Raw genomic sequence first — 12,706 nt, forward strand, 5'->3', positions numbered from 1 at the left:
CAGGACGCTTTTTTATGCCGCAGTTCTTTATCGATCGCCCGGTGTTCGCCTGGGTGGTCGCCCTGTTTATCCTGCTGGCCGGTGCCCTGGCCATCCCGCAGTTGCCGGTGGCGCAGTACCCCGACGTCGCGCCGCCGCAGATCGAAATCTACGCCGTGTACCCGGGCGCTTCGGCGCAGACCGTGGACGAGAGCGTGGTCAGCCTGATCGAGGAAGAGCTCAACGGTGCCGATCACCTGCTGTATTTCGAGTCGCAAAGCAGCCTGGGCAGCGCCACGATCAAGGCCACTTTCCAGCCGGGGACCAACCCGGAAATGGCCCAGGTCGATGTACAGAACCGCCTGAAAGTCATCGAGTCGCGACTGCCGCAAGCGGTGAATCAACAGGGCTTGCAGGTGGAGAAAGTCTCCGCCGGTTTCCTGCTGCTGATTACCCTGACCTCCAGCGACGGCAAGCTCGACGACGTGGCGCTCAGCGATTACCTGGCGCGCAATGTGATGAACGAGATCAAGCGCCTGGACGGGGTCGGCAAGGCCCAGCTGTACGGCGCGGAACGGGCGATGCGCATCTGGATCGACCCCCGGAAGCTGATCGGTTTCAACCTCACACCCGCCGACGTCAACGCCGCCATCGTCGCGCAGAACGCCCAGGTTTCGGCTGGCAGCATCGGCGACCTGCCGACCCGCAGCACCCAGGAAATCACCGCGACTATTCTGGTCAAAGGTCAGTTGTCGACCCCGGAAGAATTCGCCGACATCGTGCTCAAGGCCAATCCCGACGGTTCCACCGTGCGCATCGGCGATGTGGCGCGGGTCGAGATCGGCAGCCAGGAATATCAGTTCGGCACGCGCCTGAACGGCAAGCCATCCACCGCGGTCGGCGTACAATTGTCCCCCGGCGCCAATGCCCTGAGCACCGCGACCCTGGTGCGGGCGAAGATGGATGAACTGGCGCGCTATTTCCCGGCCAACGTGGAATACAAGATCCCGTACGACACCTCGCCCTTCGTCAAAGTCTCGATCACCAAGGTGGTCTACACCCTCGTCGAGGCGATGGTGCTGGTGTTCGCGGTGATGTTCCTGTTCCTGCAAAACATTCGCTACACGCTGATTCCGACCCTGGTGGTGCCGGTGGCGCTGATGGGCACCTTCGCGACCATGTTGGCCCTGGGTTTCTCGATCAACGTGCTGACCATGTTCGGCATGGTCCTGGCCATCGGCATCCTGGTGGACGACGCGATTGTGGTGGTGGAAAACGTCGAACGGATCATGGTCAGCGAAGGCCTGTCGCCCAAGGAGGCGACACGCAAGGCGATGCAGCAGATCACCGGGGCGATCATCGGCATCACCCTGGTGCTGGTGGCGGTGTTCATTCCCATGGCGTTCATGCAGGGCTCGGTCGGGGTGATCTACCGGCAGTTCTCCTTGTCGATGGCCACCTCGATCCTGTTCTCGGCGTTCCTCGCCCTGACCTTGACCCCGGCGCTCTGCGCGACCTTGCTCAAGCCAGTCGCCAAGGGTGAGCATCATGAAAAACGCGGGTTCTTCGGCTGGTTCAACCGCCGCTTCGAACAGCTCACCGCGCGTTATCAGGGCTGGGTCGCCTATGCGCTGAAACGCACGGGTCGTTACCTGTTGATCTATGGCCTGTTGTTGATCGGTCTGGGGCTGTGCTTCAGCCGCCTGCCCTCCTCGTTCCTGCCGGTGGAAGACCAGGGTTACACCATCACCGACGTGCAACTGCCGCCGGGTGCGAGCAAGAACCGCACGGTGCAGGTGGTCGAACAGATCGAAGCGCACAACGCCTCTGAACCCGGGGTTGGCGACAGCACGGTGATTCTCGGTTTCAGCTTTTCCGGCAGCGGCCAGAACGCGGCGCTGGCGTTCACCACGCTCAAGGATTGGTCCGTTCGCGGCAGCGACGACTCGGCCAGTTCAATTGCCGATCGGGCCAACATCGCCCTGAGCCAGATCAAGGACGCCGTGGCCTTCGCCGTCCTGCCGCCGCCCGTGGACGGCCTCGGCACTTCCAGCGGTTTCGAGTTCCGCCTGCAGGATCGCGGCGGCCTTGGCCATGCCACGCTGATGCAGGCGCGCACCGAGTTGCTCGAAGCCGCCGACAAAAGCCCGATCCTGATGAACGTACGCGAAAGCGCCCTCGCCGAAGCGCCCCAGGTGCAGCTGGAAGTTGACCGTAAACAGGCCAATGCGTTGGGAGTGTCCTTTGCCGAGATTGGCAGCGTGCTGTCCACCGCGGTCGGTTCGGCCTACATCAACGACTTCCCCAATCAAGGGCGGATGCAACGGGTGGTGGTCCAGGCCGAAGGCGATCAGCGCAGTCAGGTCGCCGACCTGCTGAAAATCCATGTGCGCAACAGCAATGGAAAAATGGTACCGCTGTCGGCCTTCGTCCAGGCCAAATGGACCCAGGGCCCGGCGCAGTTGACCCGCTACAACGGCTACCCGGCGATCAGTATTTCCGGCGAACCGAAACCGGGTTACAGCACGGGTGAAGCCATGGCGGAAATCGAACGTTTGGTGGTGCAAGGGCCGGCGGGACTGGGCCAGGAATGGACCGGGTTGTCGCTTCAGGAGCGCCTGTCCGGCAGCCAGGCGCCGATTCTGCTCGGGCTGTCGTTGCTGATCGTGTTCCTGTGCCTGGCAGCGCTGTACGAGAGTTGGTCGATCCCGACCTCGGTGCTGCTGGTAGTGCCGCTCGGCGTGCTCGGCGCGGTATTGGCCGTGACCTTGCGCGGGATGCCCAACGATGTGTTCTTCAAGGTCGGGCTGATTACCATCATCGGTTTGTCGGCGAAGAACGCGATCCTGATCATCGAGTTCGCCAAGAGCCTGGTCGACGAAGGCCACGACCTGATCGACGCCACGCTCCAGGCCGCGCGTCTGCGCCTGCGGCCGATCGTCATGACCTCCCTGGCGTTCATCCTCGGCGTGGTGCCGCTGGCGATTGCCACCGGGGCCAGTTCGGCGAGCCAGCAAGCCATCGGCACCGGGGTGATTGGCGGGATGATCACCGCGACATTGGCGGTGCTGTTTGTGCCGGTGTTTTTTGTTGTGGTGATGAAGCTGGTGCGCAAGCGCCACAAAAACATCTAACCCCAACACATCCCCCCTGTAGGAGCTGGCTTGCCAGCGAAGGTGGGTCAGCCACATTGATTTCGACTGACACTCCTTCGCTGGCAAGCCAGCTCCTACAGGGATGTGTGTAGGCCTCACGTCTGTGGTGCTAAGGTATTTGCATACCCTGGCCCATTGAGTTCACATGCCCTTCCTCGCCCGCACCCACCCGCGCCTGTCCGCGGCCGCCACACTCGGCGTCGCGGTGGGCATTCTGGCCCCGGCCGACTCGATCATCAGCAAAATCCTCTTCGGCTGGAATGCCGGGGTCTGGACATATCTGATCCTGATGTTCTGGCTCACCGTGCGCGCCAAGGCGCCGGACGTGAAGCGCATCGCCGAGGTCGAGGATGAAAACGCCGGGCTGGTGCTGTTCGTGGTGTGCATTGCGGCGATTGCCAGCCTGGCGACCATCACCCTGGAACTGGCCGGCAGCAAGGACCTGGAAACCACGGACAAACTGCTGCACTACGGCTTTACCGCGTTGACCGTGCTTGGGTCCTGGCTACTGATCGGGGTGATCTTCAGCGTGCACTACGCGCGGCTGTTTTACACGTGGGACGGCAAGGATCAGGCACTGCGTTTTGCTGAGGGCCTGACGACCCCCAACTACTGGGACTTCCTTTATTTTTCGTTCACTATCGGTGTGGCAGTGCAGACCTCGGATGTCGGCGTAGCCACCCGGCAAATGCGCCAGATCGTGTTGGCGCAATCGCTGATCGGGTTTCTGTTCAACACGGCCATTCTCGGGTTCTCGATCAATATCGCCGCGGGGCTCTTTGGATAACAGGACGATCAGCTTCTGATTGACCGGTTGCGATTTTTTACTTCGTGCCCTGCTCGCCAATCCATGGCAGTGACCATCCGAACGTTCTACAACTCACCTTCTATGGAAACGGTTAATACAGCAGGCTCAGAGGCATTTCCCGAAATATCCATGGCACTCACCTCAAACGAGTAAGTACCGGGCAGCAAGTCAACGGCCGTGTAATGGGTCAGCGGGGTGCGGTCGAAGTATTCGCAATTGTTGTAGATGACATACTCGTGCAAACCGACGTCGTCTGTTGATTCTTCCCAGATCAGCATCACCGAATCAGCCGTCACGTCGCCCTTGTGTAGATTTTCTGGTGTGCTGGGAGGGGTAACATCCTTGGGCACGTAGGCAAGAACTGTCGGCTCGGATAACTGACCGAAAATGTCAAAGGCCGATACACTGATTGAGTATTCGACGTCCGGCGTCAGATACTGCAGCGGTAACCTTTCAAGGAACAGTACATCTCTCAAGTGCTCGTCATTTATCGAAATCCTTACGCCCGAATCGCCGGATTCCAGCTTCCAACTCAGATTGGCTGAAGTAGATGTCAACGCAGTGATTTCCACCGGCGGCGGAGCGGGTTGCGGTTTAGGCGCCTGTCCTGTGGTTTTGAACACGGCGGTCCGGCTGGGTGCAGACAGGTTTCCATCCTTGTCCCGGGCACGCACGAACGCCCAGTGATAAGTGCCGCTGATCAAATTGGTAAAAGTACAGAGCGTGTCAGAGGACGAATAAGGAATCATTCCATTCAGAAGCACTCGATACTCGTTTACTCCGACATTATCGCTCGAGGGTTCCCAACTCAGGGTCGCCGAGGTATCGGTTACATCGCTGACCACTGGAGCCCCGGGTTGGCTCGGAGGAGCGTCATCAACGCTATGCTCGAGCAAAGCGACGTCAGAATGGGCCCCGTCAAGCTGAGCATGGACTGCAAACTTCAAGTGATGCGGAACCGGGCCGGGCGAAACATCAGCCAGTTTGAAATTGTAACCCCAGCGGCCTGGGGCAACGGTGAATACTTGGCCATTGATGGATAATTCATGGGCCGGTTTTTTCCTGAAAACCGGGTCCCATGCCAGCCTGCAAATCCCGTTTCGGTGGCTGAACTTCAGGTTGGTCGGCGGGCGCAGTCTGGTCTGGAAGGTAATGAAACTCGGCTCGGAAACACCTACCTCATTGAACGCCCGCACCTCGACTCGATACTCGGTATGACTTTGCAGGTGCGTGAGGCTGACTTGAGGCTCGGTGACCAGTTTAACGAGAAAGCCGTTTAGATAAACTCTGTAGCGAGTGGGTCCAGCCCCTTGAGATGAAGGTTCCCAAAACAATGTCACCGCAGCATGACCTAGCTCGCTCAGCTCTGGAATGCCCGGTTTACCGGGAGAGTGCAGTTTGAACAGGCGAAAAGGGCTCGGCGTCGAAACATTGTTCACCGCTGCTTTGGCCGTAACATAAAACAGATACTCGACATCGGCTTTCAACCCCGTCAATTCAAAAGGCGGCCGGTCCACACTTTGTGTTGCGATGCCTTCCCCGAACACTTCATAACCAGTGGCATCCGGGCACAAATGGCAGGTTGAGTAAGGCTCATCCCAAGTCAACAGAGCGGTGGTTGAAGAGTTTCGCCAGCCTCGCACATTGCCTGGAGCGCAAATCTTAATCCCCGAGCTGGATCCACTGTTGATGACCTTACCGATTGGGCTGTCGGGGCTGGAAGGATCAAAACGGCTCATGTGGCGCTTCTCTGTTCAAGTAGTCAGCGTCCAGTAAAACCCTCCGGGGCCATCAGCACCACTATCAGAACTGCTAGTGGCGCCGCGAAGTATTTATGCTTTAGTTGTCCGATTCGACGTTGCAGCAACGAGCAGTCCGTTCTAGGCACCATTCGCCACGGACGTTAAATTGACTGGCAATCCGTCCCACAGGTGCAGCATGACCACTCACAACTGGATCGACCTGACCCAGGACGCCGACACCGGCATCGAGACGCTGCGTGCGCATTTCAGGGGCCACGCCTACGACCCGCATTGGCATGACAGCTATCTGGTGGGCGTCACCGAGCAAGGGGTGCAGCAGTTCAACTGCCGGCGGGCGAAGCATCAAAGCACGCCGGGCAAGGTGTTTCTGCTCGAACCCGGTGATATCCATGACGGCGAAGCACCGACCGAGGACGGCTTCACCTACCGCATGCTGTACCTCGATCCGCAATGGTTGCAGCGTGAACTCAGTGCGGTGTTCGACAACGCGCCCGAAAACAGTCAGTTGAGTTTCGCCAATACCCTCGCCACTGACGTGCGTCTGGCCCATGCCACCGGCCTGGCCTTTCAGGCGCTGCATCAGGGAGCGCTGAAGATCGTGCGCCAGACCGCACTCGACGGCTTGCTCGAACGCCTCACCAGCCACCTGCACTGGCGGGCTCGTTATGGCGAGGATCCGCGTCTGCCGTTGGTGGCGAAAAAAGCACGGGAGTACCTGCACGCCAACGCGCAATACGACATCGGCCTCGACCAGTTGGCCGCGGCGGCGGGCGTCGACCGCTTCCGCCTGACTCGCGCGTTCAAGGCTGCTTTTGGTATCGCACCCCACGCCTACCTGGTGCAATTGCGCCCGACGTTTTTGCCCTTCCTGTTATTTGCTTTCGTGGCGTCGATCAGCCCCGGCCCGACCAACATTCTGGTGTTGAGCAACAGTGCCCGTTACGGGTTGGCGGCGGCTCTGCCGATCATATTCGGTGCCTGTGCCAGCGCTGCAATCATAGTGCTGCTGCTCGGCACGGGGGTCGGTTCGTCGTTGACCGCTTTGCCCCGAGTGCAAACCACGATGCAGTGGGTCGGCGTGATCTGGCTGAGTTACCTGGCCTGGCAGATTTTCAGTGCCCCGGTCAAGGCCCTCGACGCGAGTGACACCCAAGCGCGGCTCGGATTACTGGGCGCTGCCAGCCTGCAATTGATCAATCCGAAAACCTGGATGATGGCGCTGGCCGTTGTCAGCGTGTTCGCCGGGAGTGGCGAGCAGCGCCTGGGCCATGTGCTGTATTTGTCCCTGGCTTTTTTCCTGATTTCCCTGCCATGCCTCGGCGCCTGGGCATTGCTCGGCGCGGGCTCCACGCGATGGTTGCGCTCGCCGCGAGCGATGCAAGGTTTCAACCGCTGCATGGCCCTGTTGCTGCTGGGATCGGCCTGGTTGAGTGTGTTGGCCTGACCGCCACCCGTCGGCATTTTTCGTTCCTCGATCAATCAGGCACTTGACGGCGGATTGGTTTCTGGTGTCTTCTGAAACCGGTTTCAGTGCTGTCGCAAAAGCACAGACCTAATAAATCCAATAAGAAGGTTTCAGACCGTGAACGATTTCTCCGCCGCCCAGCGCAGCCGCGTGACCATGCTTGACGTGGCCGAACATGCCAAGGTCTCCAAGGCCAGCGTGTCGCGGTTCATTGGTGACGACCGCGCCCTGCTCTCCGATGCGATTGCCTTGCGCATCGAGCAGGCGATTGCCGAATTGGGCTACCGCCCGAACCAGATGGCCCGCGGCCTGAAACGCGGGCGAACCCGCCTGATCGGCATGCTGGTGGCCGATATCCGCAACCCTTATTCGATTGCCGTGATGCACGGGGTGGAAACCGCCTGCCGTCAGCACGGCTACAGCCTGGTGGTGTGCAACACCGACCGCGATGACGAGCAGGAACGCCAGCACCTGGCCCTGCTGCGCAGCTACAACATCGAAGGCTTGATCGTGAACACCCTGGGCCACCATCGCGACGAATTGCGCGAACTGCATCGGGAAATGCCGTTGGTGCTGGTGGATCGCAAGGTCGAGCAACTCGAGAGCGATCTGGTCGGGCTGGATAACCCGGCGGCGGTCGAGATGGCCCTCGCGCACCTTGAAGATCGCGGCTATCGCGACGTGCTGCTGGTCACCGAACCGTTCGACGGCACCAGCTCGCGGATCGAGCGGGTCAGCAGTTTCAAGGCGCAGATTGCCCAGCGTCCGGCGCTGCGCGGCACCCTCATCGAAACCGGCAGTGAACTGACGACGCAGCTGAAAACTTTCCTCGATACCCCTGGCCCCGGTCCGAAAGCACTGTTCTGCGCGAACGGTATTGCGGCGCTGGCCAGCACCCATGCCTTGCGCGAGTTGCACTGCAAGCTGTTCGAGGACGTCGGCCTGATCGCCCTCGATGACCTGGATTGGTACCCGCTGGTGGGCAGCGGCATCACCGCCCTCGCCCAGCCGACGGCGCAGATTGGCGCCAGCGCGTTCGAGTGTTTGCTCAGGCGTTTGCGCGGGGATGACGGGCCGGTGCGGACTGTGGATTTTTCGGCGCGGTTGATTGTGCGGGGGTCGACCCATGGAGATTCCCGGTGACTGGTCTGGCCCCTTCGCGAGCAGGCTCGCTCCCACAGTTGATTGTGTCGAACATAAATTTGATGTCCAACAAAGTTCATTGTGGGAGCGAGCCTGCTCGCGAAGGGGTCACAACAGTCACCACAAAGCACCCTCCATTTTTTTTGAACAAAAATGAAACCGGTTTCAGAGGTATATAACAATGAATAAACCACCCGTCTCCATCAGCCTGTCCAGCTACGGCGCCGATCTGGTACGCCAGCGCGGCCAGGGCAGTTTCATCGACATCCTGGCCGCCGCCGGCGCTACGCGCATCGAATGGCGCGAAGAACTGTTGACCGTCGAAGATCCGTTGCAACTGGCCGACGCCACCCGCGCCCAAGGCCTGGAAAGTGTGTATTCCTCGCCGATGGAATTGTGGCTGGCCGGCCAGTCGAAACCCAATCCCGAACTGACCACCGCCCTGCAGCGCGCCCAGGCATTTGGCGCCAGATGGCTCAAGGTTTCCCTGGGCTATTTCACCGACACCTGCGACCTCCAGACCCTGAATCAGGTACTGAGCAAAAGCGCCGTGCAGCTGTTGGTGGAAAACGATCAGACCTTGCATGGCGGGCGCATCGAACCCTTCCAGCGCTTTTTCGCCAAGGTCGAGCAACACCATCTGCCGATCCAGATGACCTTCGACATCGGCAACTGGCATTGGCAGGACCAGCCGGCCGCCAACGCCGCGCGGCTGCTCGGTCGCCACGTCGGTTATGTGCACTGCAAAGCCGTATCGCGCCGCGCCGATGGCAAACTGGTCGCCATGCCCCCTACCGCCAGCGACTTGCAGCTGTGGGAACAACTGCTGCGGCACATGGCCCAAGGCGTGATGCGGGCGGCGGAATATCCGCTGCAAGGCGAGGATCTGTTGCAACTCACCACCGAGCACGTCGCCACCCTCGCCCGCCTCGGTCAACCACGCCTGGAGCGCGCTCATGTCTGACTTCGATATCCTGTCGTTTGGCGAAACCATGGCAATGTTCGTCGCCGAGCAGAACGGTGAACTGGCCGAGGTCGGTCATTTCCACAAACGCATTGCCGGCGCCGACAGCAACGTCGCCATCGGCCTGTCGCGACTGGGGTTCAAGGTGGCGTGGCTGAGCCGGGTCGGCGCCGACTCCCTGGGTCGGTTCGTCATCGACACCCTGGAGAAAGAAGGCCTGGACTGCAGCAAGGTCGCCATCGATAGCGCCCACCCGACCGGTTTTCAGCTCAAGTCCCGCACCGACGACGGTGGCGACCCGGTGGTCGAGTATTTCCGCCGCGGTTCGGCGGCGAGTCACCTGTCGCCGCAGTCGATCGTGCCTGAATTGCTCAAGGCCCGGCACCTGCACGCCACCGGCATTCCCCCTGCGCTGTCTGCCACGGCCCGGGAAATGTCCTTCGAATTGATGACCCGCATGTGCGAGGCCGGGCGCAGCGTGTCCTTCGACCCGAACCTGCGCCCGAGCCTGTGGGCCAGCACGCAACAGATGATCACTGAAATCAACCGCCTCGCCGCCCTCGCCCATTGGGTGCTGCCGGGCTTGAGCGAAGGTCGCTTGCTGACCGGTTTCGAAGACCCGGCCGACATCGCGGCGTTCTACCTCGACCAGGGCGCCGAAGCCGTGGCGATCAAGTTGGGGCCGCATGGGGCGTATTACCGCACCCATCTGGATCAGGGATTTGTCGCGGGCGTGCCGGTGGCAACCGTAGTCGATACGGTCGGTGCCGGTGACGGGTTTGCCGTCGGCATGATCAGCGCCCTCCTGGAAAACCACAGCTTTGCCGACGCCGTGAAGCGCGCCAACTGGATTGGCAGCCGGGCGGTGCAGAGTCGGGGGGATATGGAGGGGTTGCCGAGCCGATCCGAGATGTCTGCCGAATTCGAAGCCGCCTTCGCGGGCAAGCCCGTTCCCACAGGGGATCTGCTGCGCTCACACCCTCCATGCCCCACAGGGGATCTGCAGAGTTCACACAATCCCTGTGGGAGCGAGCTTGCTCGCGATGAGGCCCGCCCGGTCACTGAAGATTTTTAAACCGTTACCTGCTGCGACAAAAACAACAAGCTCAGGAGCATCACCATGAAAACCGCTACCCTCGCCGCCCGCCGCTGGTGGTACATCATGCCCATCGTGTTCATCACCTACAGCCTGGCGTATCTGGACCGCGCCAACTACGGATTCGCCGCCGCCTCCGGCATGGCGGCGGACCTGATGATCACCCCCGGCCTGTCATCGATGCTCGGCGCACTGTTCTTCCTCGGTTACTTTTTCTTCCAGGTACCAGGGGCGATCTACGCACAAAAGCACAGCGTGAAGAAGCTGATCTTCGTCAGCCTGATCCTCTGGGGTGGCCTGGCCACATTGACCGGTATCGTCTCCAACGCCTACTGGCTGATCGTCATCCGCTTCATGCTCGGCGTGGTCGAAGCCGCGGTGATGCCGGCGATGCTGGTGTACCTGTGCCACTGGTTCACCCGTGCCGAACGCTCCCGCGCCAATACCTTCCTGATCCTCGGCAACCCGGTGACCATGCTCTGGATGTCGGTGGTGTCGGGCTACCTGGTGCAGCATTACAGCTGGCGCTGGATGTTCATCATCGAAGGTTTGCCGGCGGTGTTCTGGGCGTTTATCTGGTGGCGTCTGGCCGACGATCGTCCGGCCCAGGCCAAGTGGCTCAGTGACCAGGAAAAACAGGATCTGGAAAGCGCCCTGGCGGCCGAACAGGTGGGCATCAAGGCCGTGAAGAACTATGCCGAAGCCTTCCGCTCGCCCAAAGTGATCATCCTGGCCCTGCAGTTTTTCTGCTGGAGCATTGGCGTCTACGGCTTCGTGCTCTGGCTGCCGTCGATCCTCAAGGCCGGTGCGCAAATGGACATGATCGAAGCGGGCTGGCTGTCGGCGCTGCCGTACCTGGCGGCTGTGATCGGCATGCTGCTGGTGTCCTGGGGCTCGGACAAACTGCAAAAACGTAAACGCTTTGTCTGGCCGCCGCTGCTGATCGCCTCGATTGCCTTCTACGGCTCCTACGCCCTCGGTGCTGAACATTTCTGGTGGTCCTACACCTTGCTGGTGATTGCCGGCGCCTGCATGTACGCGCCTTACGGGCCGTTTTTTGCCATCGTCCCGGAAATCCTTCCCGCCAACGTGGCGGGCGGCGCCATGGCGTTGATCAACAGCATGGGCGCCCTCGGTTCGTTCGGCGGTTCCTACCTGGTCGGTTACCTGAACAGCTCCACCGGTTCGCCTGGCGCGTCGTATCTGTTAATGAGCGGCGCATTGATGCTGTCGGTGGTGTTGACGATTTTTCTCAAGCCCGGCGCCAGTGACCGGGAGCGGCCCACGGTCAGTGTGAAGCGCCCTGCTCCCCTGCATTCCTGAATTATATTGAGATGACGACGATGAAAAAGCAGGTTGTTCTATACAAAAAACTCTCACCGCTGCTGATGGCGCGGCTGCGCGAGCAGGCCGAAGTGACCCTGATCGAAAGCCTCGACGCCGAAGGCCTGGCCAAGCTGCGTGATGCCCTGCCCCGAGCCCACGGCTTGCTCGGCGCCAGCCTGAAGCTGGATGCCGAATTGCTCGACCTCGCGCCTGATTTGCAAGCCATCGCCAGCGTCTCGGTGGGCGTCGATAACTACGACATCGATTACCTGACCGAACGGCGAATCCTGCTCAGCAACACCCCGGACGTGCTCACCGAAACCACCGCCGACACCGGTTTCGCGCTGATCCTGGCGACTGCCCGGCGTGTAGTGGAACTGGCCAACCTGGTTCGCGCCGGCGAATGGACGCGTAATGTCGGCCCTGCGCAATTCGGCACCGACGTGCACGGCAAAACCCTGGGCATCATCGGCATGGGGCGGATCGGTGAGGCACTGGCCCAGCGTGGGCATTTCGGTTTTGGCATGCCGGTGATCTATCACAGCCACTCGCCGAAACCGGCGGTGGAACAGCGATTCGATGCGCAGTACCGTAGTCTTGCGCAGTTGTTGCAGGAAGCTGATTTCGTCTGCCTGACATTGCCGCTGACGGCCGAGACTGAAGGGCTGATTGGTGCTGAAGAGTTTGCACTGATGGGGCCGGAAACGATCTTTATCAACATTTCCCGGGGCAAGGTCGTGGATGAAACGGCACTGATCCAGGCCCTGCGTGACGGGCAGATTCGCGCGGCGGGGCTGGATGTGTTCGAGCGTGAGCCATTGAACCCGCAGTCGCCGTTATTGCAGTTGGATAACGTCGTGGCGACGCCGCACATTGGCTCGGCGACCCATGAGACGCGCGAGGCAATGGCCCGGTGTGCGGTGGATAATCTGCTGGCGGCGTTGGCGGGTGAGCGGCCGGCTAATTTGGTGAATGTGCAAGCGTGGAAGGCCTGATGGATCTAGCGT

9 protein-coding genes and 1 pseudogene are annotated in these 12,706 nt (G+C 60.7%); 9 read left to right on the forward strand and 1 reads right to left on the reverse strand.

Annotated features, from left to right (window positions below):
• The first annotated feature begins 14 nt into the window (after positions 1-14).
• Together ACA067_RS16465 and ACA067_RS16470 are read left to right on the forward strand one after the other, a co-directional pair.
• On the forward strand, positions 15-3,113 hold the full coding sequence (locus ACA067_RS16465; RefSeq protein WP_497457559.1) for a multidrug efflux RND transporter permease subunit: 3,099 nt from the start codon (positions 15-17) through the stop codon (positions 3,111-3,113).
• 166 nt (positions 3,114-3,279) lie between these two features.
• Positions 3,280-3,921 (forward strand): DUF1345 domain-containing protein, encoded by a 642-nt coding sequence (locus ACA067_RS16470; protein WP_497457560.1) that lies wholly within the window; start codon positions 3,280-3,282, stop codon positions 3,919-3,921.
• Positions 3,922-4,007: 86 nt separating this feature from the next.
• On the opposite strand, the gene ACA067_RS16475 is transcribed toward ACA067_RS16470, so the two are convergent.
• Entirely contained in the window at positions 4,008-5,681 is a 1,674-nt protein-coding gene (locus tag ACA067_RS16475; protein WP_497457561.1) for a fibronectin type III domain-containing protein, read from the reverse strand.
• 199 nt (positions 5,682-5,880) lie between these two features.
• Between ACA067_RS16475 and ACA067_RS16480 the strand changes: the two are divergent.
• The 7 genes and pseudogenes from ACA067_RS16480 to ACA067_RS16510 form a co-directional block, all read left to right on the forward strand.
• A pseudogene (locus ACA067_RS16480) lies at positions 5,881-6,555 on the forward strand (AraC family ligand binding domain-containing protein); the annotation flags it as partial.
• On the forward strand, positions 6,550-7,149 hold the full coding sequence (locus tag ACA067_RS16485) for a LysE family translocator (protein WP_497462789.1): 600 nt from the start codon (positions 6,550-6,552) through the stop codon (positions 7,147-7,149). The pseudogene ACA067_RS16480 and the gene ACA067_RS16485, both read left to right, overlap by 6 nt.
• Before the next feature lie 138 nt (positions 7,150-7,287).
• On the forward strand, positions 7,288-8,313 hold the full coding sequence (locus tag ACA067_RS16490) for a LacI family DNA-binding transcriptional regulator (protein WP_497457562.1): 1,026 nt from the start codon (positions 7,288-7,290) through the stop codon (positions 8,311-8,313).
• Positions 8,314-8,494: 181 nt separating this feature from the next.
• Positions 8,495-9,277 carry a sugar phosphate isomerase/epimerase family protein gene (locus ACA067_RS16495; protein ID WP_497457563.1) on the forward strand — a complete coding sequence of 261 codons (783 nt, stop codon included), beginning with the start codon at positions 8,495-8,497 and terminating at the stop codon, positions 9,275-9,277.
• Complete coding sequence (locus ACA067_RS16500; RefSeq protein ID WP_497457564.1) at positions 9,270-10,352, forward strand: sugar kinase; 1,083 nt, start codon at positions 9,270-9,272, stop codon at positions 10,350-10,352. Before ACA067_RS16495 ends, ACA067_RS16500 begins: the two co-directional genes overlap by 8 nt.
• Before the next feature lie 45 nt (positions 10,353-10,397).
• Positions 10,398-11,696, forward strand: coding sequence for an MFS transporter (locus ACA067_RS16505; protein WP_497457565.1), 1,299 nt, complete (start codon positions 10,398-10,400; stop codon positions 11,694-11,696).
• 20 nt (positions 11,697-11,716) lie between these two features.
• The gene (locus ACA067_RS16510) at positions 11,717-12,694 is read left to right on the forward strand and encodes a 2-hydroxyacid dehydrogenase (RefSeq protein ID WP_497457566.1); all 978 of its coding nucleotides are present in this window, start codon (positions 11,717-11,719) and stop codon (positions 12,692-12,694) included.
• Positions 12,695-12,706: the final 12 nt, after the last annotated feature.

This window comes from Pseudomonas sp. LBUM1674 (assembly GCF_059695635.1).

What these genes read in the sequence shown, in the direction of transcription:
- ACA067_RS16465 (WP_497457559.1), top strand. Translation starts at nt 15, where the DNA reads ATGCCGCAGTTCTTTATCGATCGCCCGGTGTTCGCCTGGGTGGTCGCC.
- ACA067_RS16475 (WP_497457561.1), bottom strand. Translation starts at nt 5,681, where the DNA reads ATGAGCCGTTTTGATCCTTCCAGCCCCGACAGCCCAATCGGTAAGGTC.
- ACA067_RS16500 (WP_497457564.1), top strand. Translation starts at nt 9,270, where the DNA reads ATGTCTGACTTCGATATCCTGTCGTTTGGCGAAACCATGGCAATGTTC.
- ACA067_RS16510 (WP_497457566.1), top strand. Translation starts at nt 11,717, where the DNA reads ATGAAAAAGCAGGTTGTTCTATACAAAAAACTCTCACCGCTGCTGATG.
- ACA067_RS16505 (WP_497457565.1), top strand. Translation starts at nt 10,398, where the DNA reads ATGAAAACCGCTACCCTCGCCGCCCGCCGCTGGTGGTACATCATGCCC.
- ACA067_RS16470 (WP_497457560.1), top strand. Translation starts at nt 3,280, where the DNA reads ATGCCCTTCCTCGCCCGCACCCACCCGCGCCTGTCCGCGGCCGCCACA.
- ACA067_RS16495 (WP_497457563.1), top strand. Translation starts at nt 8,495, where the DNA reads ATGAATAAACCACCCGTCTCCATCAGCCTGTCCAGCTACGGCGCCGAT.